The sequence below is a fragment of the Paraburkholderia hiiakae genome, from assembly GCF_904848665.1.
Lineage (GTDB): Bacteria > Pseudomonadota > Gammaproteobacteria > Burkholderiales > Burkholderiaceae > Paraburkholderia > Paraburkholderia hiiakae.
In genome coordinates this window covers 423,180-444,157 of sequence record NZ_CAJHCQ010000001.1, presented here as the reverse complement: position 1 = coordinate 444,157, position 20,978 = coordinate 423,180, and the positions used below count along the sequence as shown (strand labels likewise).

General features: G+C 65.2%; 15 protein-coding genes. 8 read left to right on the top strand and 7 right to left on the bottom strand.

The features are described 5' to 3' along the window. Positions 1–28: 28 nt before the first annotated feature. Positions 29–298 (top strand): hypothetical protein, encoded by a 270-nt coding sequence (locus JMY28_RS01940; RefSeq protein WP_236596650.1) that lies wholly within the window; start codon positions 29–31, stop codon positions 296–298. A gap of 67 nt (positions 299–365) precedes the next feature. Here the strand turns inward: JMY28_RS01940 and JMY28_RS01935 are convergent, their stop codons facing one another. Together JMY28_RS01935 and JMY28_RS01930 are read right to left on the bottom strand one after the other, a co-directional pair. After that, positions 366–2,183, bottom strand: a complete 1,818-nt coding sequence (locus tag JMY28_RS01935; protein WP_201694078.1) for a winged helix-turn-helix domain-containing protein — start codon at positions 2,181–2,183, stop codon at positions 366–368. Positions 2,184–2,432: 249 nt separating this feature from the next. Continuing rightward, positions 2,433–3,233 (bottom strand): crotonase/enoyl-CoA hydratase family protein, encoded by an 801-nt coding sequence (locus JMY28_RS01930; protein ID WP_201694072.1) that lies wholly within the window; start codon positions 3,231–3,233, stop codon positions 2,433–2,435. A 117-nt stretch (positions 3,234–3,350) separates the two neighbouring features. On the opposite strand from JMY28_RS01930, the gene JMY28_RS01925 reads away from it, so the two are divergent. Next, positions 3,351–3,881, top strand: coding sequence for a plasmid fertility inhibition factor family protein (locus JMY28_RS01925; RefSeq protein ID WP_201694070.1), 531 nt, complete (start codon positions 3,351–3,353; stop codon positions 3,879–3,881). Positions 3,882–3,981: 100 nt separating this feature from the next. On the opposite strand, the gene JMY28_RS01920 is transcribed toward JMY28_RS01925, so the two are convergent. Next, positions 3,982–4,962 (bottom strand): LysR family transcriptional regulator, encoded by a 981-nt coding sequence (locus tag JMY28_RS01920; RefSeq protein WP_201694068.1) that lies wholly within the window; start codon positions 4,960–4,962, stop codon positions 3,982–3,984. A 571-nt stretch (positions 4,963–5,533) separates the two neighbouring features. Between JMY28_RS01920 and aspT (JMY28_RS01915) the strand changes: the two genes are divergently transcribed. The 3 genes from aspT (JMY28_RS01915) to JMY28_RS01905 all read left to right on the top strand — a co-directional run bounded on the left by aspT (JMY28_RS01915) (position 5,534) and on the right by JMY28_RS01905 (position 10,729). Beyond that, on the top strand, positions 5,534–7,216 hold the full coding sequence (aspT, locus tag JMY28_RS01915; protein WP_201694066.1) for an aspartate-alanine antiporter: 1,683 nt from the start codon (positions 5,534–5,536) through the stop codon (positions 7,214–7,216). A gap of 100 nt (positions 7,217–7,316) precedes the next feature. Next, positions 7,317–9,002: an aspartate-alanine antiporter gene (gene aspT / locus JMY28_RS01910; protein ID WP_201694064.1), complete on the top strand. Its 1,686-nt coding sequence runs from the start codon at positions 7,317–7,319 to the stop codon at positions 9,000–9,002. A 65-nt stretch (positions 9,003–9,067) separates the two neighbouring features. Next, the gene (locus JMY28_RS01905; RefSeq protein ID WP_201694062.1) at positions 9,068–10,729 is read left to right on the top strand and encodes a bifunctional aspartate transaminase/aspartate 4-decarboxylase; all 1,662 of its coding nucleotides are present in this window, start codon (positions 9,068–9,070) and stop codon (positions 10,727–10,729) included. Positions 10,730–10,817: 88 nt separating this feature from the next. Here the strand turns inward: JMY28_RS01905 and JMY28_RS01900 are convergent, their stop codons facing one another. Beyond that, positions 10,818–12,071 (bottom strand): MFS transporter, encoded by a 1,254-nt coding sequence (locus tag JMY28_RS01900; RefSeq protein ID WP_201694061.1) that lies wholly within the window; start codon positions 12,069–12,071, stop codon positions 10,818–10,820. 475 nt (positions 12,072–12,546) lie between these two features. Here JMY28_RS01900 and xdhA point away from each other — a divergent pair, with 475 nt between their 5' ends. Genes xdhA through xdhC form a run of 3 tightly spaced genes read left to right on the top strand, consistent with a single transcriptional unit; the run spans position 12,547 to position 17,091 of the window. Next, positions 12,547–14,097, top strand: a complete 1,551-nt coding sequence (xdhA, locus tag JMY28_RS01895; RefSeq protein WP_201694060.1) for a xanthine dehydrogenase small subunit — start codon at positions 12,547–12,549, stop codon at positions 14,095–14,097. Between the two features lie 40 nt (positions 14,098–14,137). Next, entirely contained in the window at positions 14,138–16,504 is a 2,367-nt protein-coding gene (xdhB, locus tag JMY28_RS01890; protein ID WP_201694059.1) for a xanthine dehydrogenase molybdopterin binding subunit, read from the top strand. Then, positions 16,501–17,091: a xanthine dehydrogenase accessory protein XdhC gene (gene xdhC / locus JMY28_RS01885; RefSeq protein ID WP_201694058.1), complete on the top strand. Its 591-nt coding sequence runs from the start codon at positions 16,501–16,503 to the stop codon at positions 17,089–17,091. Before xdhB ends, xdhC begins: the two co-directional genes overlap by 4 nt. Before the next feature lie 57 nt (positions 17,092–17,148). On the opposite strand, the gene JMY28_RS01880 is transcribed toward xdhC, so the two are convergent. The 3 genes from JMY28_RS01880 to JMY28_RS01870 all read right to left on the bottom strand — a co-directional run bounded on the left by JMY28_RS01880 (position 17,149) and on the right by JMY28_RS01870 (position 20,535). Then, positions 17,149–18,159: a LysR family transcriptional regulator gene (locus tag JMY28_RS01880; RefSeq protein WP_201694057.1), complete on the bottom strand. Its 1,011-nt coding sequence runs from the start codon at positions 18,157–18,159 to the stop codon at positions 17,149–17,151. Between the two features lie 143 nt (positions 18,160–18,302). Further along, the gene (locus JMY28_RS01875; RefSeq protein ID WP_201694056.1) at positions 18,303–18,956 is read right to left on the bottom strand and encodes a 2-hydroxychromene-2-carboxylate isomerase; all 654 of its coding nucleotides are present in this window, start codon (positions 18,954–18,956) and stop codon (positions 18,303–18,305) included. Positions 18,957–19,035: 79 nt separating this feature from the next. Beyond that, complete coding sequence (locus JMY28_RS01870; RefSeq protein ID WP_201694054.1) at positions 19,036–20,535, bottom strand: TAXI family TRAP transporter solute-binding subunit; 1,500 nt, start codon at positions 20,533–20,535, stop codon at positions 19,036–19,038. Positions 20,536–20,978 lie beyond the last annotated feature (443 nt).

Genomic DNA, 20,978 nt, shown 5'->3' with positions numbered 1-20,978 from the left:
ACATGCGCAACCTTGCTGGAGCGATGACATGAACACGATGATCACAGTACGCATCGCGGTGGCCGCAGCGGTCGCCCTCTTCGCAGGTAGCGCGCTGGCGCAGTCGCAGAGCGACGACCAGTCACAGCAGGCCGCTACACCGCCGGCTGCGCAGGACGTGGGCGGCTCGCCGATGTCGACAGGCGCCGCGGGCGCGCCGATGGCGCTCACGCACGCGCAGGTCTATCAGGACCTGGTGCGCTCCGAGCAATCGGGCCAGCAGAAGGCGCTGAGCGAAGGGCTCTATCACGGGAACTGAGAGAGACAAGGCAGACCGACGTTCCAGGACGGCGACGCGACGCGCGCTCGCGACTTGCACCAACCGCTTAGCGTGTCGGGCCGCCGCCAATATGCTTTTCGATGAGCCGCATGCGCCCCGTTGGCCGCCAGGGCGCGAACCAGGGATTCGTGCGCAACTCGCATAGTCGCGAACTGCGTTCGGCCAGCGCCGTTTCGAGCCAGTGGAACATGTCGTCGGGCTGCGCGAGGCGCGCATAGGCCTCGGCGACGAGTAGCGGCGAGGTGTACCGGACCCGCCGCCGCGCGAGCAGATCTTCCAGATACCAGCGCAGCACCGCGTCATAGCCGCCCGTTTCCCAGCGAGCGCGAATGGTTGTCGCGCGCGTTTGCTGGTTGCAGCGCTCGAGCGCCTCCACGGTGGCGTCCACGGCCTGCGCATACAGTTTCTTCACTTCGAAGGCGGTCGCGAGCAACTGATACACGAGCGGCGAATGGTCCATGTGCCCCGGCGCGAGATATTCGCTCACGACCTCCGCATGCCTGCCCGACATCACCATGCCGAACGCGCGCGACCCCTGGAACGCCAGCGGATCGATGCGTTCGGCGCGCTCCATCGCGGCGTCGCCCTCCGCGCGGCGGCCGGCCGCCACGAGCATGCGCGCATAGAGCCGATGCGCCTCCGGGTAGCTCGGGTTGCGCCGTAGCGCCTCCTTGAAGCCGGCCTCGGCCTGGTCCCAGTCCCAGTCGTAGAAGTAGCGCACTGCCGCGAGCGCGTGATGCGCCTCGGGCAGGTCCGGGTCGAGTTCGAGCGCGCTTTCGGCAAGCGAGCGCGCGACCGGCCAGCCATCGTCGGGCGCGACGAAGCCGTGCACCACTGTCGATCCGTAGTAGTTCGAAAGGCCGGTATAGCCGAGCGCGTAGCTCGGATCGTGCTCGAGCGCGGCCTCGAAGTAGGTTCGGCTGCGCACGAAGTCTTCGCCGTCGATGCCGTGATGCGCGCAAAAGCCCGCTTCGAAATGCACGCGGCGATACCAGAAGAAACGCCCGCGCACATACGCGTCGTGCGCGGCGGGATCGACGGGCAGGCGCCGCTCGAGGCGCTTGCGCTGCTGCTCGGAAAGGGTGGACGCGAGGTTTTCGGCGAGCGCCGCGACCGCTTCCTTGAGGATGTCGAGTGCGCCTTGCGTGGCGCTCTCGTGCGCGCGGCTCCATATCTGCGCTTCGTCGGCGCAGCGGATGAGACGCGTGAGGATGCGCGTTTGCTGCCCCGCGCGCGTGAGCGAGCCTTCGAGCACGTAGTCGAGCTTCAGCTCGCGCGCGATCTCGCCGATGCTTTTTTCGGTCGCGCGGTAACGCGCTGCCGTGGTGCGCGCGATCGTGAGCAGACGCTCCGGATTAAGCGCGCCGAGCGTGACTGAGATCTCGTCGGCGAGCTGGCAGCACAGGCTCTCCTGGCTCGCGTCGCCCGTGTGGTTGTCGAACGGCAGCACGAGCATGCGTACGGCGGGTGCCGTGTGCTCGCTCTCGCGCGGCGCGTGCGAATCGCGCGCTGCGGCTGACGCACCGTGATCCTCGGACAACTCGGGCCGGATGCCGTCGAACCGGTAGCCCTTGCCTTTCACCGTGATGAGGTGACGTGGATTGGCCGGGTCGTCGGCGAGCGCGATGCGAATCTTGCGGATCGCCGTGTTCAGGCCGTTGTCCGTGTCGCGAAAGGGGCTGCCGGCCCACAGCCGGTCGACGATGTCCGCGCGCGCGATCAGCTCGCCGCGGCGCGAGGCAAGCAGGATCAGCAGATCCATGGGCAGCCGCTCCAGCCGGACCTCCGCACCGTCTCGGCGTAACTGGTATCGCTCGACGTCGAGCTCGAAGTCCGCAAAGCGGATGATTCGATCCGTCGACATGAGATCTCTCCCGTGATGCGGCATCAGGGAACGGAGCGCCGGGGCGGTTCGTCTGAAGATTGCCGTTAGACGCAAGAGGGCTCAGCGTCATTACAAATGGCGGCAGGGACAGGGGCGGGGGCAGCGGCGCGGATGAATTTCAATGTAGTGGGTTGCACGCGCGCCTTCAAGAATCAAGCGCTGCGCGTGGTGACCATTTACGCCCTAAGCGCCTGTCGTGAGGGTCACGGGCGATTTTCGTTCAGCGGTCTACGGTTCGAACGGCTCGCCATGACGGCCGGCGCCGGCCGCGAAGCGCGCCGCGAGTGCGAGCCCTTCGTCGAGCACCGCGCGATAGCCTAGCGCGCCTTCGCGGCGCAACGCCTCGGCAATATCGGGCAGCATGCTGTGTTCGAGCGCGGAGCGGCGATCCGCGAGCAACGCGGCTTGCGGAAGCGCTGCCAGTTGCGCGGCGAGTTGCTCGGCGGCCTCGCGCGCGCCGCCTTTTGCGACTACGCGATTGGCGAGTCCGAACGCGAGGGCTTCCTGCGCGTCGACGGCGCGACCCGTGAGGATCAGATCGAGTGCGCGCGATAGGCCGATCAGGCGGGGCAGACGCACGGTGCCGCCGTCGATGAGCGGCACGCCCACGCGGCGGCAGAACACGCCGAGCACAGCGTCTTCTTCGACCACGCGCAGGTCGCAGAGAAGCGCGAGTTCCAGCCCGCCGGCAACGGCGTATCCTGAAACCGCGGCGATCACGGGCTTGCTGAGCGACATGCGCGTGGGGCCGAGGGGGCCTCGCCCGCTGCCGTCCGCGTGGATTTCATTGCGGCGTTCGGGGTCGGCGAGCGCGGTAAGGTCCGCGCCCGCGCAGAACGTGCCGCCCGCGCCGTACAGCACGCCCGCGAGCCATGCGGGATTTTCTTCGAAGCGTGCAAAGGCGGCTGCGAGTGCATTCGCTACGGGCCTGTCGATGGCGTTGCGCTGCGCCGGGCGGTCAAGCACGAGAATTGCTACGCGCTTTTGAGTTTCGATGCGGACGTGTTCGCCGAAGGTTTCGATGGTCATGTGCGGCTCCTCGATGCGCCCCGCATTCGTCATAAAAATTTCATCATCCATCCGTAGCTTAGGCCGGTTTTAATTGCCTGAACCACGTTCTCCCTCGCACGCATGCAATCGACGTCCATGTCCAGCATCACCTCCGTTTCGGATGCCTCGCCGTATCCCGCTTGTGGACCCTTCTGGACCGTCCCGTTGCCCGACCACGAGGCGTATGACCACGTGCGCTTCAAGCGCGTCTTCACGACCGACGGCACGCGCCATGTCGTCGTGATCGTCGATCTGCACAAGCTGCTTCTCTGCGCCGACCGCGACGACACCGACTATGTGCTCAAGCCCGTCGACGACTGGCATGGCGGCAAGGTGCGCGGCATTCGCGAGTTTCTCGATCCGGACAACGAGCGCGTACCGCAAATGCCCTACGTGACGATCAGCAAACGCCGCGCGGCGGGGCTGGCGGGTTGGTTCGGACTCGCGCACGAGGGCGTGGTGGCGTTTCGCAACGGCCAGCATCGCGCGCGCTACCTCGCGTGGGCGGGCGCATCGTGGCTACCCGTGGAAGTGCACGAGCGCGAAGCGGCATTGCTGCGCGAACAGTGCGGTGCGGGCGACCTGGGCCTGCTGGTTCCGGTCGACGGGAATTCGCCCCGGCTCTGATGTGCCGGGGCGCGCGAACGGCATGTTCACAAACAGCGCGTTCGCAAGCGGCATGTTCTCAAACAAAGGGGCGTACCTATGACGTGCGCGCGATACGTGCTCACGCCACGCTCAGCGGCCGGTTAGGGGCGCCAGGGGAACTCGCCGGTAATGACGTTGTATTCGTCGCGGACGATGCGTTGTGCGCATGCTCGAAATGCTCGACCGTATAGTCGACAAAGTGGCGCGTCTTCGCGGGCAAATACTGGCGGCTCGGATAGACGATGGACATGCGCGCGTCCTGGTCGTCGATATCGTAGTCGGGCAACAGCCGCCGCAATGTGCCCGCGGTGAAGTCGTCGGCGACGAGCGGCGCGGGCACGATCGCCACGCCCATGCCGGCTAGCGCCGCGAGTCGCACCATCAGCATGTTGTTGACGGCGTAGCCGGGCTGCAGCGTGATCTGTTGGGCACGCTCGCCGGGCTTCGCGAATTGCCACGTCGCGCTGCGCTCCTCCGGAGGCAGCGCGACCGCCGCGCACTGCGCGAGCTGCTCAGGCGTATGCGGCTCGCCGTGCTCGGCGAGCCACGCGGGAGCCGCGCAAGGCACGAACGTCGTGGTGCCGAGCGCGCGCGCCACGCAATCGCCGTTGCGTGAGGGCGTGGCGCCGACGATGCCGACGTCGAAACCCTCTTCGATGAGATCCACGGGCCGCTCGGCGAGCGTGAGGCGCACGTTCACGCGCGGATACAGACGCCGGTAACCGTCGATGAGCGGCGTGAGCGTGGCGAGCGAGAGCGCGCCCGCGGCCACCACGCGCAGCGTGCCGCTCGGCTCGCTTTCCGTGTGCGCCAGTGAGCGTTCCAGATGATCGAGTTCTTCAAGCACGCAACGACAGCCCTCGAGATAACGCAGGCCTGCGTCGGTAAGCGCGAGATTGCGCGTGGTGCGGTTGATGAGGCGTGTGTTCAGGTGCGCCTCGAGCATCGCGACAGAGCGCGTGACGAGCGCATTGGAGACGTCGAGCTGCTGCGCGGCGCGACGAAAGCTCTCGGTTTCCGCAACCCTGACGAAGACGCGCATGGCGTGAATCTGGTTCATGTGTAGCCTCGTATGCTCGATGCATGGACCGGTTGAGGGGCACTGCGACTGCTGGCGAAGTTGAGGAACGCAGCGGTGTGTCGCGTTGTTCTGGCCCATATGGCTCGAATGGACGACTGCGGGAATCTAACAAAAATAATATTGACAGTCGGTGAGAATTACAATATCTATCTCAACAGACGGCAGTATTTCGTACTTTTAAAAATTCAGTACTCAAATGGCATGTATTGAATGAGGAATGTGTTGTGCGTTTTTGCCGCTATCGAATTTTTGTGCATTGCGGACAACGTGTTTGCGCGATTCATGCAGGCAGCGGATATCTATTAAGGCTGTCAGATTCAGGGCGAATTCGCCTTTGTCTGCGGAAAATTGCGAGTCATAGCGGCTTGTGAATTCATCGTAATTCACAGTCCGGAAATAAGCGTGCATTGATTTTTTTGCCGCGTGAAAGAATTGTTACGCATGGGGAAAATAACGATGCAGGTCGGTTTTGCATGTTATTTAATGTGCATTGCCGCTCAATTTCAAGCATGCTTTCGGGCTCACTAGAACGTAAATCGGCAGACCAGACATGATCGTCGAATTGCTGAAGTCGCAACCCGAGATTGCTCTGTTCGTGAGCCTGGCGCTCGGTTATCTGATTGGTTCTATCCGCTTTGGGCCAATCTCCCTCGGGGGCGTGTGCGGCACGCTGATCGTCGCGCTCGTGCTCGGGCAAACCGGCGCGCGCATCTCGCCGGACCTCAAGAACATTGCCTTTGCACTCTTCATCTTCGCGCTCGGCTTCACGGGCGGTCCGCAGTTTTTCGCGAACGTCGGGCGCGGCTGGCGCTACGGTCTCCTATCGATCATCGAGATCGTCTCGGTCATGGCGCTCATCATGATCGCCGTCGTGGTGATGAAGCTCGATGCGGGCACCGCGGCGGGCTTGCTCGCTGGCGCTGCGACCGAATCGGCCGTGATCGGCACGGCTTCCGAGGCGATCACGCGGCTCGGCCTGACCGACGCACAGGTGAGCACACTGCAGGCGCACATCGTGACCGCGTACAGCGTGAGCTACCTCTTTGGCCTCATCACCATCGTGCTTTTCACGAGCCAGATTGCGCCGCTCATCCTGCGCGTGAATCTGCGCGAAGAGGCCGCGCGCCTGTATCGCAAGCTCGGCGGCGACGGCGCGCTCGACGAAGGGCAGCGGCTCGCGCTCGCGCCGCTCGTTGGCCGCGCGTTCAAGGTGGGGCCTGCGGCCGGCGCCGCGGTCGCGGCCTTCGAGGCGCGCTTTGGCAACAACGTCACGATCGAGCACGTGCTGCGCGATGGACGCCAGATCGACGCTACCGCGCAGTTCGTGCTGCAGGCGGGAGACATCGTGCTCATCGCCGGGCGCCGCGAGGCCGTGATCGAGGCTGCAGGCAGCCTGGGCGAAGAGTTGCCCGGCGAGGGCCTGTTCAAGTTGCTCGCGAAGCGCGTGGACGTGATGGTCACGCAGCGCGACGTCAACGGCCTCACGCTCGCGCAAATGCGCGAGCGCGCCTCGCCGGAAGCAGGCCGCGGCATTTACGTCGGCGCGATTACGCGGCAGGACACAACCGTGCCCGCGTTGCCCGGCACGGTAGTGCATCGCGGCGACGTGCTCACGCTGGTCGGCACGCCCACCGACGTGGCGCGCGGCGCGAAGCGCCTTGGCTACGTGATCCAGCAGACGCAGAAAACCGACTTCGTCTATCTTGGCCTGGGCGTCCTGGTCGGCATGATGATCGGGCGCTTCGGCGTGAACGTGGGCGGCGTCACGCTCGTGCTCGGCACGGGCGGCGGGTGCCTGCTCTCGGGCCTCTTCTTCGGCTGGCTGCGCTCGCATTTCCCCGTGGTGGGCTCGCTGCCCTCTGCCGCCGCGCAGGTGCTCAAGGACTTTGGCCTCGCCACCTTCATCGCGGCCGTGGGACTCTCCGCCGGCCCGGACGCCATCAAGCTCGTGCGCGAGTACGGTCTCGCGCTGCCGCTCGCCGGCATTTTGATGGTGCTGATTCCGGGGCTCCTATCACTCTGGATCGGGCGCATGTTCCTCAAGCTCGAAGCGCCGATGCTGCTCGGCGCGATTGCAGGCCAGCAGTGCAGCACACCGGCGATCAGTGCGCTCGTCGGCGTAGCCGGCAACTCGACTCCCGTGATCGGCTACACGATCACTTACGCGCTGTCGAACATCCTCTTACCGCTCATGGGTCCCGTGGTGGTGGGGCTCGCGGCGAAGCTCGGCTGACAAGTTTGGCTGGTGTTTTTTGCTGGATTCGGCCGGGTGATTCCACCTTCCCGGCCATCTCCAGCAGCAACGGGTGGTTCTTTCCCAAAGCGAGGACACGATGGAATGGCTACATGACATCTTTCACAAATCCCCGGAAATCGCGCTATTTCTCTCCCTGGCCGTTGGCTACTGGGTCGGCCAGATCAACTTCGGCAAGTTCCAGCTAGGCGGCGTAGGCGGGTCGCTGCTCGTGGCTGTCGTCGTGAGCCAGGTGGGCGTGACCGTCGACAACGGCGTGAAGGCGGTGATGTTCGCCGTCTTCATCTACGCCGTGGGCTACGACTCCGGGCCGGGCTTCTTCAACTCGCTCAACCGCAAGACGTTGCGCGAGATCGCCATGGCGGTGTTCATGGCGCTGGCGGGTCTCGCCACCGTGATCATCTGCGCGAAGCTCTTTCACCTCAACAAGGGCCTTGCCGCCGGTCTTGCCGCGGGCGGCATGACGCAGTCGGCCATCATTGGCACGGCCGGTGACGCCATCGCGCGTCTGGGCCTCCCGCCCGACCAGGTGAAGGCCATGCAGGCCGACGTCGCGATCGGCTACGCCGTCACCTACGTGTTCGGCTCGCTCGGCGCGATCATCGTCTGCGTGAACATCCTGCCAAAGTTCATGGGCCGAAGCCTCAAGGACGCCTCCGCGGACGCCGAACGCGAGATGTCGGGTGGCAGCGCCGCCTCCGGGCCGGGCCAGATCACGGCGCTGCCTGAACTGTTCGGGCGGGTGTTCCGTGTCGAGGCAGGCGCGGGCAAGACCGTCAAGCAGATCGAGCTGGCCGAGAGCGACTTCGTGGCGGTCGAGAAGATTCGGCGCGCCGGCAAGATGCTCGACGCCACCGCCGACTTCGTGCTGAGCCGTGACGATATCGTGCTGGTGGTGGGCCGCCGCGAGCAGATGGTTGAAGTGGGCGCGCTGATTGGGCCGGAAGTGCCTGACTCGGGCGGCATGAGCCTCGTGATGCAAACGCGCCAGCTCGTCTTCACGAGAAAAGGCATGAATCACACGACGATTGCCGAGGTGCGCAAGAACGTGGACCGCGATCTGCGTCACGGCGTGTACATCGAGAAGATCGAGCGTGTCGGTCAGCCTGTTCCGCTCCTGCCGGAAACGAAGCTCGAGCACGGCGACGTGGTGACGATCTACGGCACGGCCACCGACACGAAGCGCGCCGTGCAGGCTGCCGGCTATGAACTCGCGTACAGCAACAAGACCGACTTCATCTACATGGGCGTGGGCCTCGTGCTCGGCTTGCTGGTGGGCCTGATCGTGGTGAACGTGGCCGGCATTCCGCTCACGCTCGGTTCCGGCGGCGGCTGCCTGCTCGCGGGTCTCGTGTTCGGCTGGATGCGCGGCAAGCACCCCATGTACGGCGTGATGCCGCCCGCGGCTTCGCAACTGCTCAAGGACTTCGGGCTGGCGGCGTTCGTGGCGGTGGTGGGGCTGAACTCGGGCCTGCAGGCCGTCGTGACGATCAAGCAGAGCGGTGTCACCATCTTCCTGCTCGGCGCGGTGGTGACGCTTGTCCCGCTCTTCCTCACGATGCTGTTTGGCCGCTACGTGCTCAAGTACAACAACGCCGCCATTCTGGCGGGCGCGCTTTCCGGCGCGCGCAGTGCGAACCCGGCCTTCGGCGGGATTCTCGACAAGGCGGAAAGCGCGGTGCCCACCGTGCCGTTCGCCATTACCTACGCGATCGCGAACGTGCTGCTCACGCTGCTCGGGCCGCTCGTGGTCGGTCTTGCATGACATGAACCCATCGTGTGCGGCGCACAGACGCGCGGCACACGCAACGTCTTCCAATGGAGAACACCATGGCAACGAAAGCGAAGAGTAACGGCGCGAAAGAAAAGTCGGGTCTCGATGCACTGAGCCCGTTCGAACTGAAGGACGAACTGATCAAGGCGGCCGGCGGCGGCGCGGCCGAGCGTCCGGCCAACTTCTCGATGCTCAACGCCGGCCGCGGCAACCCCAACTTCCTCGCCACCATTCCACGCCACGGCTTCTGGCAACTCGGCCTCTTCGCGATGCGTGAGTCGGAGCGTTCGTTCTCGTACATGCCGGAAGGTGTGGGCGGCTTCCCGCAGCGCGCGGGCATCGTCGAACGCTTCGATCAGTTCCTGCGCGAGAACAAGGGCCAGGCCGGCATCGATTTCATCGGCGGGGCGGTCTCGTATGTGCGCGACCAGCTAGGGCTTTCGGCGGGCGACTTCCTCTATGAGATGTGCGAAGGCATCCTCGCCTGCAACTACCCGGTGCCGGACCGCATGCTCAAGCTTTCGGAGATCATCGTCGGCCAGTACCTGCGCCGCGAGATGATCGGCAAGCATCCGTTCGTCGGCGAGTTCGACGTGTTCGCGGTGGAAGGCGGCACGGCGGCCATGACGTACATCTTCAACACGATGCGTGAGAACTTCCTGATCAAGAAGGGCGACACCATCGCGCTCGGCATGCCGATCTTCACGCCGTACATCGAGATTCCGGAGCTCAACGATTACGAGCTCAATGTCGTGCATCTGAACGCCACGGTTGAGAACAACTGGCAGTACTCAAAGAAAGAACTCGACAAGCTGCGCGACCCGAAGGTCAAGGCGTTCTTCCTCGTGAACCCGAGCAACCCGCCTTCGGTCAAGATGGACGATGAGAGCCTCGAATACATCGCCGACATCGTGAAGGAGCGTCCCGACCTCATCTTCCTCACCGACGACGTGTACGGCACGTTCGCCGACAACTTCGTCTCGCTCTTCGCGCTCGCACCGAAGAACACCATTCTCGTGTACTCCTATTCGAAGTACTTTGGCGCGACGGGCTGGCGTCTGGGTGCGATCGCAACGCACCGCGACAACGTGCTCGACCATCTGCTCACCAAGCTGCCGAAGGAAGAGAAGAAGGAACTGCACAAGCGCTACGAGTCGATCACGACGGACCCGGACAATCTCAAGTTCATCGACCGTCTGGTGGCCGACAGCCGCACCGTCGCGCTCAATCACACCGCTGGCCTTTCCACGCCGCAGCAGGTGCAGATGGTGCTGTTCTCGCTGTTCTCGCTGATGGATACGCCCGACGCGTACAAGAACGCGCTCAAGAGGCTGATCCGCAGCCGCAAGCGCGCGCTGTACGAGGCAATGGGCGCGATCTACGACGAAGACGATCCGAACCAGGTCGACTACTACACGATTCTCGATATGGAGTACCTGGGCGAGAAGCGCTTCGGACGGGACTTCGTCGATTGGCTGCTCAAGCAGGTGAAGCCCAACGAACTGCTGTTCCAGCTCGCGGCCGAGGCACGCGTCGTGCTGCTGCCAGGGAAGGGCTTTGGCACGGCACATCCGTCGGGCCGGGTGTCGCTCGCGAACCTCAACGAGTCGGACTATCGCAAGATCGGCCGTGCGGTGGCCAAGCTCACCGAGGAGTATGTGCGGCGTTACAACGAGGCGACCGGCAAGAAGATCGATACGGCTGCGGTGCAGAAGTAGGGAAGGGTAAGCCCGGCGGCGAAAGCGCCGCCGCGTTCAGTCTGAAGTCCGGGCCGCATCCGGCGCAGTTTGCCGGGTGCGGTTTTTTTTATTCGACTTGTTGCCCGGCCGGCGTGCTGGCGCCGCTTGCGTGTTGTGCACTCTGCGCGGCATGCGAGCGCACGCTCTTGCGATGAAGCGAAACCGAAAGCACCACGGCGGAAGCCGCCGCGATGGCGGCGAAGAGAAACACCGAACCATACCCGAACAGGTTCGCCACATAGCCGGCGAGCGGGCCGGTAATGCCCAGCGAGAGGTCGAGGAACACCGAGTACGCCGAGAGGGCCGCACCGCGGCTGGCGGGCGGCACGAGCCCGACCGCTTCGACGCCGAGCGCCGGGAACACGAGCGCGAAGCCGAAGCCGGTGAGCGCCGCGCCCGCGAGCGCGACTTGCGGCGTGGGCGCGAGCCACAGCAGCAAGAGGCCCGCGCATTCGCACGAGAACGAGACGATGGCCACGCGGAAGCCGCCGAAGCGTTTGATCGTGTTTGCAAACAACAGGCGCGCGCCGATGAACATCAGACCGAACACCGTGAGCGTGAAAGCGGCATTGGGCCAGTGGCGCGCGGCGTAGAACAGCGTGATGAAGGTCGCGATGGAGCCAAAGCCCGCCGAGCCGAGTGCGAGGCCGATGCCGTGCGGCAGCACGCGCGTGAACACGCTGCGGTACGACATGCGCTCGCCATGCACGACCGGCACCGGCGCGATCGGGCGCGCGAGCCAGAAGCCGAGCGCGGCCATCGCGATGACCGAAACGCCGAGCATCCAGTAGCCGATGGCGTGCGCCATCACCACGCCGAGCGGCGCGCCAATCGCGAGCGCGCCGTAGGTGGCGATGCCGTTCCACGAGATCACCTTCGCGTTGTGAGCGGTGCCTACGCGACCGATGCCCCAGAGGATCGCGCCCGTGCCGCAAAGGCTTTCGCCGCAGCCGAGCAACAGGCGGCTCACCACCAGCAGCGCGAGCGAGAGGCCGGGCCAGTGATCGACGAGCGTGCCGAGCAACAGCAGCACGCCGCTCGCGCCGCAGATCGTCAGGCCGATCGTCACGGTTTTCTTGGGGCCGAGCGTGTCCGCCGAGCGGCCCGCGAGCGCGCGCGAGCAGAGCGTGGCGATGTACTGCACGCTGATTGCCGCGCCTGCCACCACGGTGCTGAAACCGAGGTCGTTGTGCACGTAGCCCGGCAGCACCGCGAGCGGAATGCCGATCGTCAGGTAGCAGAGGAAGGTGAAAAAGACGACCGGAATGATCTGCAGGGTCGTCGATGCGGCGTTGCGCCTGGGCGCCAAATCAGCAGACATGGGGAAAACGCGGATGGAAAACGGCGGGAAAGCCGTGATTGTCCCATGGAACCGGTTTTTATGCAGAAATTGAAAAGCTGTTCCGACCGGCGGAACACGTGTTTTTGGCGGTTCTAGCGGTCTTTTACGACCGATCGCCCATCCGCGAAGATCTCGCGAATTTGTGCGACGTTGGCCGCAATTCGCGCTTTGGCGCTGTCCTGATCCGACCGTTCGTGCGGAGATGTCGGCATCTGAGCGGGTAAATGTTCAGTCAAATATGTCCGATATTCACGAATCAGCTCAGAAATCGCGCAATTGAGACACTTCGACATAAGCCCAACCGAACTGCAACACGCCGATTTATCGATTCAACGATATATCCCCCATGCTCCTCTAGCTATGGGTTGCCAATATTGGCAGTGATAGTTTTCGAAGCGTCCACTCGAGCGGCACACGCCTTTTGCGAGCCGCATCCAACGACGAGCCAGAAACCATGAGCCAGCCGATCCGCTTTTATCACCGCAACGCGATTCGCGAAGTCAGCGACGCGGGCGTCACCCGCACCGTCCTCCAGTACCTGCGCGAAGACGCGCGCTGCACCGGCACTAAGGAAGGCTGCGCCGAGGGCGACTGCGGCGCCTGCACGGTCGTGGTGGGCGAGCGCAACGAGGCGGGTGGCGTGAGCTTCAAGGCCGTCAACGCCTGCATCCAGTTCCTGCCCACACTCGACGGCAAGGCGCTTTTCACCGTCGAAGACCTGCGCCAGCCCGACGGCTCGCTGCATCCCGTGCAGCAGGCCATGGTCGATTGCCACGGCTCGCAGTGCGGCTTCTGCACGCCCGGCTTCGTGATGTCGATGTGGGCGCTTTATGAAAAACATGGCCACGAGCACGCTGGTCACACCACGCACGTTGGCCAAAGCGCGTGCGCGGGCAAGGGCGCCTGCAGCGTGCCTTCGCGCGACGAGATCGCCAACGCGCTCACGGGCAACCTGTGCCGCTGCACCGGCTACCGGCCGATTCTCGATGCCGCTGAGCAGATGTTCCAGGCCGACGCGCCGAAGCAGCCCATCGACGTGAAGGCGCTCGCACAGACCCTCGCCACGCTCGAACGCAAGGACACCTTCCACTACGAGAGCCGCGGCCAGCACTACGACGCGCCGCGCACTGTCGAGGCGCTCGCCGCCATCAAGGCCGAGCGTCCCAACACGCGCATTCTCGCGGGCAGCACCGATATCGGCCTGTGGGTCACGAAGCAGATGCGCGAACTCGGCGACATCGTCTACGTGGGCCAGGTCGACGCGATGCGCCGCATCGACGTGAGCGACGCGTGGATCGAGATCGGCGCGGGCGTGACCGTCGAGCGCGGTTATGCGGAACTCGCGAAGCATTATCCGGAACTCGAAGAGATGTGGCAGCGCTTCGCCTCGCTGCCCATCCGCAACGCGGGCACGATAGGCGGCAACGTCGCGAACGGCTCGCCGATCGGCGACTCGATGCCGGGGCTCATCGCACTCGGCGCGCGCGTGGTGCTGCGCGGCGGCGAGCTCGAGCGCGAAATGCCGCTCGAAGACCTCTATCTCGCCTACCAGAAGAAGGACATGGCCGAGCACGAGTTCGTGCTCGCGCTCAAGGTACCCACGCGCACCGGCGCGCGCGCGAACCTGCGTTTTCGCACCTACAAGGTCTCGAAGCGCTTCGACTCGGACATCTCGGCCGTGTGCGCGGCATTCGCCTATATCGTCGATGGCGACGTGATTCGCGAGCCGCGCATCGCCTTCGGCGGCATGGCCGCGACACCGAAGCGCGCGGCCCACGCGGAAGGCGTGCTCGCCGATGCGCAATGGCACGAAGCCACGGCCCAGGCCGCGATGATCGCGCTCGGCAACGACTATGCGCCGCTTTCCGACATGCGCGCGACGAGCGACTACCGCCTCGAAGCCGCGAAGAACACGCTGTACCGCTTCTGGCTCGAAACGCGCCCGCATAACCCGCTTGCGCCGCAGGCGCTTAATGTGCGCAACGTCGCGGCGGAAACGGCTTGAGACATTCAGGAATCGGAAGAGACATACGGAGCACTAAACAATGAACCAGCAAGCCGAACCGTTCCTGGACGAACTCAAGGCACGCGAGCCTTTCGCGCAAGTCCACGTTTCGCGGCCGCACGAATCCGCGCATCTGCACGTGAGCGGCCGCGCCACCTATACCGACGACATTCCGGTCCTGGCCGGCACGCTGCACGCCGCGCTCGGCCTCTCGCAGAAGCCGCACGCGCGCATCGTTTCGATGAACCTCGATAAAGTGCGCGCGACGCCCGGCGTCGTGGCCGTGCTCACAGCCGAGGACATTCCCGGCGTGAACGACTGCGGCCCGATCATCCACGACGATCCGGTGCTCGCCGATGGCGTCGTGCAGTACGTGGGCCAGCCGATGTTCATCGTCGTGGCGACTTCCCACGACACGGCGCGCCTGGCCGCCCGGCGCGCCGAGGTGCAGTACGAAGAGCTGCCCGCCGTGCTCACGGCGCAGCAGGCGCGCGCTGCGCAGCAATCGGTGCTGCCGCCGATGAAGCTTGCGCGCGGCGAGGCGTCCACGCGTGCCGCGCGCGCAGCGCACCGCCATGAAGGCGAGATGCTGCTGGGCGGCCAGGAGCAGTTCTATCTCGAAGGCCAGATCGCTTACGCAGCGCCGAAGGACGACGACGGCATGCACGTGTGGTGCTCCACGCAGCACCCGAGCGAGATGCAGCACCTCGTCGCGCATGTGCTGGGCGTCGCGTCGCACAACGTGCTCGTGGAATGCCGCCGCATGGGCGGCGGCTTTGGCGGCAAGGAATCGCAGTCGGGCCTCTTCGCGTGCTGCGCGGCGCTCGCCGCATGGAAGCTCCTGTGCCCCGTGAAGCTGCGCCCCGACCGCGACGACGACATGATGGTCACGGGCAAGCGCCACGATTTCCACTACACCTACGAAGTGGGCTACGACGATCAGGGCACGATCGAAGGCGTGTCGGTCGACATGACCTCGCGCTGCGGCTTTTCCGCGGACCTTTCCGGCCCGGTGATGACGCGTGCGGTTTGCCACTTCGACAACGCTTACTGGCTGCCCGACGTTTCGATCGCCGGCTTCTGCGGCAAGACCAACACGCAGTCGAACACGGCGTTTCGCGGCTTCGGCGGCCCGCAGGGCGCATTCGCGATCGAGTACATCATGGACGACGTGGCGCGCTCGCTCGGCCTCGATTCGCTCGACGTGCGCCGTCGCAATCTCTACGGCAAGACGCAAAACAACGAGACGCCCTACGGCCAGGTCGTGGAGGACAACGTCATTCACGAGCTGATCGACGAGCTGGTGGAAACGAGCGGTTATCGCGCGCGCCGCGCCGCGATTCGCGAATTCAACGCGAACAACGACGTGCTCAAAAAGGGCATTGCGCTCACGCCGGTCAAGTTCGGCATTGCGTTCAACGTCACGCACTTCAACCAGGCGGGCGCGCTCGTTCATATCTACACCGACGGCTCGGTGCTCGTGAATCACGGCGGCACCGAAATGGGCCAAGGCCTGAACACGAAAGTCGCGCAGGTCGTGGCGCACGAACTTGGCATCGAGTTTGGCCGCGTGCGCGTGACCGCCACGGATACGAGCAAGGTGGCGAACACGTCCGCCACGGCAGCGTCGACCGGCACCGACCTGAACGGCAAGGCGGCACAGGACGCCGCACGCCAGTTGCGCGAGCGCCTCGCAGCGCTCGCGGCGACGACGTACGGCAAGGGCGAAATCAATGCCGCCGACGTGCGCTTTGCCAACGAGTCCGTGATCGTGGGCGAGACGATCGTGCCATTCGAAACGCTGGTTTCGAAGGCCTATCTTGCGCGCGTCCAGCTCTGGTCCGATGGTTTCTACACCACGCCCAAGCTGTACTGGGATCAGGCCGCGCTGCGCGGGCGGCCGTTCTACTACTACTCGTATGGCGCGGCGGTATCGGAAGTCGTGATCGACACGCTCACGGGCGAAATGCGCGTGCTGCGCGCCGATGCGCTGCACGATGTGGGCGCTTCGCTGAACCCGGCGCTCGATGTGGGCCAGGTGGAAGGCGGCTTCATCCAGGGCATGGGCTGGCTCACCACGGAAGAATTGTGGTGGAAGCCGGACGGCAAGCTCATGACGCACGCGCCGTCCACCTACAAGATCCCGACCGTGAACGATACGCCCGCCGAATTCAACGTGCGGCTCTTCAAGAACCGCAACGCGGAGGACAGCATCCACCGCTCGAAGGCCGTGGGCGAGCCGCCGCTGTTGCTGCCGTTCTCGGTGTTCTTCGCGATTCGCGACGCCGTGGCGAGCGTGGCCGACTACCGCTTCAATCCGCCGATGAATGCGCCAGCCACCGCCGAGGAAATCCTGAAAGGCGTGGGCGCGGTGCGGGCGATGGCGCGTGATGGGGCCGCAAAATGAATCGCCATCCTGAACATTGCGTGCGCGTCGATGAAACCGGACGCGTGATCATTGGCCGCCGCAGCACACCGGTGCCGCATTACGGGCCGATGCACATCGTGCTGTTCGGCGCGGGCCACGTGGGGCACGCGCTCATCACGCTGCTCGGCATGCTGCCCTGCGTCGTGCAATGGGTGGACGAGCGCGACGAACTGTTCCCCGACGAAGTGCCCGCCAACGTGCAGATCGAAGCGACGGATACGCCGGCGGCCATCGTCGACGAAGCGCCGGCGGGCGCGTACTTCCTCGTGATGACGCACAATCACGCGCTCGACTTCGAGCTTTCCGAGCGCATCATGCACCGGCGCGATTTCGCGTGGTTCGGCCTGATCGGCTCGAAAACGAAGCGCGTGAAGTTCGAGCGGCGGCTCATGGAGCGCGGCGTGCAAGCGCAGCGCATGGACGAGATGACGTGCCCGATCGGCGTGACGGGTATCGTCGACAAGGCGCCTTCGTCGATTGCGGTGGCGGTCGCCGCGCAGCTCATGCAGATGCGGGTGGCGCAGCGCCCGGCTGTGGTGAGCGCGGTCGAGCTCGAGCGCGCCTGACTCCACGAATCGAGTCAGTAAAACGGGCGCCTCGATGAAGAGGCGCCCGTTTGCATTTCAAAGCGCTTCGAGCGGCGGCGTGGGCGTCTCTTCGCGGGTCACGCTCGTGGCCTTCTTCGCGAGCGCGCGCTTCGTGCCGCGCTCGGCGGTCAACGTCCCCGATACCTCATCGATCAACCCGCGCAGCCATCCCACATCGCTCGGCCTGTCCGGCTGCGGATGCCACATCTGGTAGCAGTGAATGCGCGGAAACGGGAACGGCGTTTCTACGATGGCAATGGGCATGAGCTTCGCGTAATGCTGCGCGAAGCGCCGTGTCGTCGTGAAGATCAGATCCGATTGCAGCAAGACCTGCGGCACGAGCCCGAAGTAGGGTAGCGTCGCGACGATGCGCCGCTCGGCCTTCGCCTTCGCAAATCCCAGGTCGATCGCACTGGCATGCGCGCCCGTGTAGGGCGTGGGCGCGAGATGGGGCGCTGCGAGATACGCCTCGCGTGTGAGTTCGCGGCGCGCAAGCGGATGATCCGCGCGCATCATGCAGACGACCTTGTCGGAGAAGAGGTCGCTGCGCGCGAAACGCGGCTCGGGCTTCGGCCAGTTGCCGATCACAATGTCGAGTTCGCCCGCGTCCAGTGCACCGTGATGGTCGAGCGTGGGCGAGAGCGAGAGGATTTCCAGCCGCGCTGCCGGCGCCGTCTCGCGAAAGCGTGAGATCAGCGTCGGCATGAAGAAGTCGTTGAGGTAGTCGGGGGCGGCGAGGCGGAAGGTGCGCCTCGAGCGCTCCGGGTCGAAGTCGCCGTGCGGCGTGGCCACGAACTCCACATCGCGCAGCACGCGCTGCGCGTGCTGCAACAGCGACTCGCCGTACTCGGTCGGCACCATGCCGGCCTTGCCGCGCACGAGGATCGGGTCGCCCAGGATCTCGCGCAGCCGGCGCAGCGCCGTGCTGATCGCGGGCTGGGTCTGGTTCAGGCGCAGCGCGGCCTGCGTGACGCTGCGCTCGACCAGCAGCGTGCGCAACACGCGCACCAGCCAGATGTCGAGGGTGAGGGCGTTATCGTCGTCCATGGGGCGTGGCGGGCAAGGGCGCGTGCGCGATAGAGACCTGCGCGCGCACGCGTTCAGCCATAACCATAAGCCGCCTCGCGCGCCGCCGCCATAGGGTGCGCGGCATGACGGGGATCAGAAGGGCGCTTCGGGAGCGTTGCCGCTCACTCCGTCTCGGACTTCGCGAGTCCCGAAGGCAGCGTGCTGATGCGCTTGACCTCGCGCGAGTCGAGCCAGTTCGGGCTGCGTGCGCAGTAGAGCACCATCGGCAAGGCGTCCTCGCCCCAGAAGAGCTGCTTGTTCATCCAGAACGTCGGCACGCCGAATACACCCATTGCGATGGCGTCGTTGGTGTTGCGGCGCAACTGCGCGCGCACGACTTCTTCCTCGATCAGCGACTCGCCGTGCGCAATGCCCACGCGCTCACAAAGCTGCTCGAAGCCCTCGTCGCTCGAGGGGTCGCGTCCCTCGCGCCAGATGAAGCGGAATATCTCGCGCACGCAGGCGAGGTCGCCGCCCGCCGCGATGGCGAGCAGCATCGGCCTGATCGAGTCGAACGGGTGAGCGGGCGGCATCTTGAACGGAATGCCGAGCTGCTCGGCGCGAAAGAGCGCGTGCCGGTAGGTGAAGACGCGCTTGGCCGGGACCGCGGAGCTGAACGGCTGGCCCCAGTGGCGATAAAGCTCGGACAGCATCACGGGCGTCGGCACGAAGTCGAAGCCGGGCCACTTCTCGTGTTGTTCCAGCAACAGGTACGAAAACGGCGACACGAAGTCGTAGAACCAGGCCGGCTGGCTGGCGTCGATGCCGTCGATCATGCTGTTCCTCCGCTCTTGGGCGATATCCGGGCCATTGCTTGCATGGCCGATTGTTCGGTTCAAAATGCGTGCAGCGGCGCTAATGCGTGCGCTCGCCTGTTTCATTGCCGCCGCTTTCGTTTGCATGGCTCGCCTCTGTACCCGCTGTGCCTGCGTCGTTGCTCCCGCCTTCCGGCGCCTCTGCCTCTTCGGCGCTTTGCGCTGTCTGTTTCTCTTCAGCACCGGCGCTGGCGTCCGGCGCTTCTCGCGTTCCAGAAAGCCGTGCGCGCACGAAGCCGATATGCTCGCGCAGCACGTAGAACTGTTCGGCATAGGCGAGCGGCATTTTCATGCCGTTCACCGACTCCTCGATCTTGTCGAGCTGGCGGATCAGCGCGCGGCGCTCGGTGGGCGAGTTGTCGGCCATCGCGGCGCGCTCGAGTGCGATGAGCGAGCCGTACCAGCGGTAGATCCGCGATTTTACCCGCCAGGCGTAGAGCGAAGGCACGATCCTCAGGCCAGGGATCAGCACGACGATGATCGGCACGAGCAGCACCACGAGCCGGTCGGCGAGGCTTGCCACCCAGAAGGGCAGCACGCGGTAGAGGAAGCTCTTGCCCGACTTGTAGTAGCGCGCGGCGTCGGCGCTGATCGGGAAATCCTGGGCGCGCGGCGCGGGGAATTCGCCGGCGCGCTGCAGGAGCGTCGAGCGGCCGTGCACTTCCTTCGCCGCTTCGATCAGGAGGTCGGAGAGCGCCGGATGCAGCGAGTCGCGCGCGACCAGCTCGGCCGTGGGCGCGATGAATTGCAGGGGAACTGCCGGCAGGTTGCGGCCGAAGTCGAACGCGCCCATCGGGATCGTGATCGCCGTGAGGAACGGAAAGCGGCGCGCGTAGGCGTCGGCCTGGACGAAGTCGAAGAAGCGCACGCCCGGCATGCGCATGAGGCGTCCCATGACGGGCGGCTGCGCGGAGTCGCCCGCGAGAATGGCGACGTCGATCTTGCCTGCCACGAGTTCACGCGCGGCGTCGTCGCCGGAGAGCGGCAGGAGCTTCGTCGCGCCGCCGGGCTCGATGCCGTTGGCCTTGAGCAGTGTGAGCGCGAGCTCGCGCGTGCCGCTGCCCTCGGCGCCAATGGCGATGCGCTGGCCTTCGAACTGCGAGAGCCGCGTGGCGACGGGGCCGTGATAGAACACCACGAGCGGCACGTAAGCCACGCTGCCGAGCGAGACGAGGCCGCCTGGCACCTTGCTCGCGAGGCCGTCCTGCACGAACGCGACGTCGACGTTCGACTTCGGGTCGGCGAGACGTTGCAGGTTCTGCGCCGAGCCCTCCGATTCGAGCACGTTCAGCGTGATGTTGTTGCGCGCGAGGATGGCCTTGTACTTTTCCGCGGCGTTCCAGAAGGTGCTGCCCTTGGGCCCGGCGCTCATGGTGAGCGTGTTGGGCGGTGCGGGCTGGATGAGGCGCACCGCGAGCCAGATAGCCGCCGCGCTCACGAGCAGGATGGGGCCGAACGTGACTGCCAGGTCGCGCCACGAGATCGCCACGAAGCGCGCGACGAGACGGGGGGGAGGTTTGCGGCCGGTGCGGGACTTCATCGGGGTGGGGCGGGCCTCGGGTGGTTCGGGGAAGAGCGGGTCAGGTCCGCGTTGGGTCCGGCCTCGTGCCGGGTGGGCTCAAGCGCGCGCCGCGCGCGCTCTGTGGAGCCGATGGTACATGAGAATCGGCGTTGCGGCGGCGTGCTCGCGTGCCTCGCCGAACACCTTAAGCGCATGCCACATGCGCCCGCGCTAAACTCTTTGCGCTTGCGGCACAGCCAGGCTAAATTGTGATTCGCCTGCCGCGCCTCGCCCCCGAAAGTTTGACCGGAGTAGTGGCAAAGCCATTGCGACAAGCGCGCTCGCGCGAGCATCAACGCATAATCAATGCATAACAAACAGGAAACGGGCGCAGACCTGTCCGGGCGGGCGTAACAAGCAGTGTAATTCGACGTCCTTTCATCCTTGCCTCTCGCATCGCGTCCAGACCCTGGCCGTGTACG

Excerpts from the sequence above, each read along its gene's own strand:
- JMY28_RS01920 (WP_201694068.1), bottom strand. The coding sequence starts at position 4,962 with ATGAACCAGATTCACGCCATGCGCGTCTTCGTCAGGGTTGCGGAAACC.
- JMY28_RS01905 (WP_201694062.1), top strand. The coding sequence starts at position 9,068 with ATGGCAACGAAAGCGAAGAGTAACGGCGCGAAAGAAAAGTCGGGTCTC.
- JMY28_RS01870 (WP_201694054.1), bottom strand. The coding sequence starts at position 20,535 with ATGAAGTCCCGCACCGGCCGCAAACCTCCCCCCCGTCTCGTCGCGCGC.
- JMY28_RS01935 (WP_201694078.1), bottom strand. The coding sequence starts at position 2,183 with ATGTCGACGGATCGAATCATCCGCTTTGCGGACTTCGAGCTCGACGTC.
- aspT (WP_201694066.1), top strand. The coding sequence starts at position 5,534 with ATGATCGTCGAATTGCTGAAGTCGCAACCCGAGATTGCTCTGTTCGTG.
- JMY28_RS01925 (WP_201694070.1), top strand. The coding sequence starts at position 3,351 with ATGTCCAGCATCACCTCCGTTTCGGATGCCTCGCCGTATCCCGCTTGT.
- JMY28_RS01875 (WP_201694056.1), bottom strand. The coding sequence starts at position 18,956 with ATGATCGACGGCATCGACGCCAGCCAGCCGGCCTGGTTCTACGACTTC.
- JMY28_RS01940 (WP_236596650.1), top strand. The coding sequence starts at position 29 with ATGAACACGATGATCACAGTACGCATCGCGGTGGCCGCAGCGGTCGCC.
- JMY28_RS01880 (WP_201694057.1), bottom strand. The coding sequence starts at position 18,159 with ATGGACGACGATAACGCCCTCACCCTCGACATCTGGCTGGTGCGCGTG.
- xdhB (WP_201694059.1), top strand. The coding sequence starts at position 14,138 with ATGAACCAGCAAGCCGAACCGTTCCTGGACGAACTCAAGGCACGCGAG.
- xdhC (WP_201694058.1), top strand. The coding sequence starts at position 16,501 with ATGAATCGCCATCCTGAACATTGCGTGCGCGTCGATGAAACCGGACGC.
- xdhA (WP_201694060.1), top strand. The coding sequence starts at position 12,547 with ATGAGCCAGCCGATCCGCTTTTATCACCGCAACGCGATTCGCGAAGTC.
- aspT (WP_201694064.1), top strand. The coding sequence starts at position 7,317 with ATGGAATGGCTACATGACATCTTTCACAAATCCCCGGAAATCGCGCTA.
- JMY28_RS01930 (WP_201694072.1), bottom strand. The coding sequence starts at position 3,233 with ATGACCATCGAAACCTTCGGCGAACACGTCCGCATCGAAACTCAAAAG.
- JMY28_RS01900 (WP_201694061.1), bottom strand. The coding sequence starts at position 12,071 with ATGTCTGCTGATTTGGCGCCCAGGCGCAACGCCGCATCGACGACCCTG.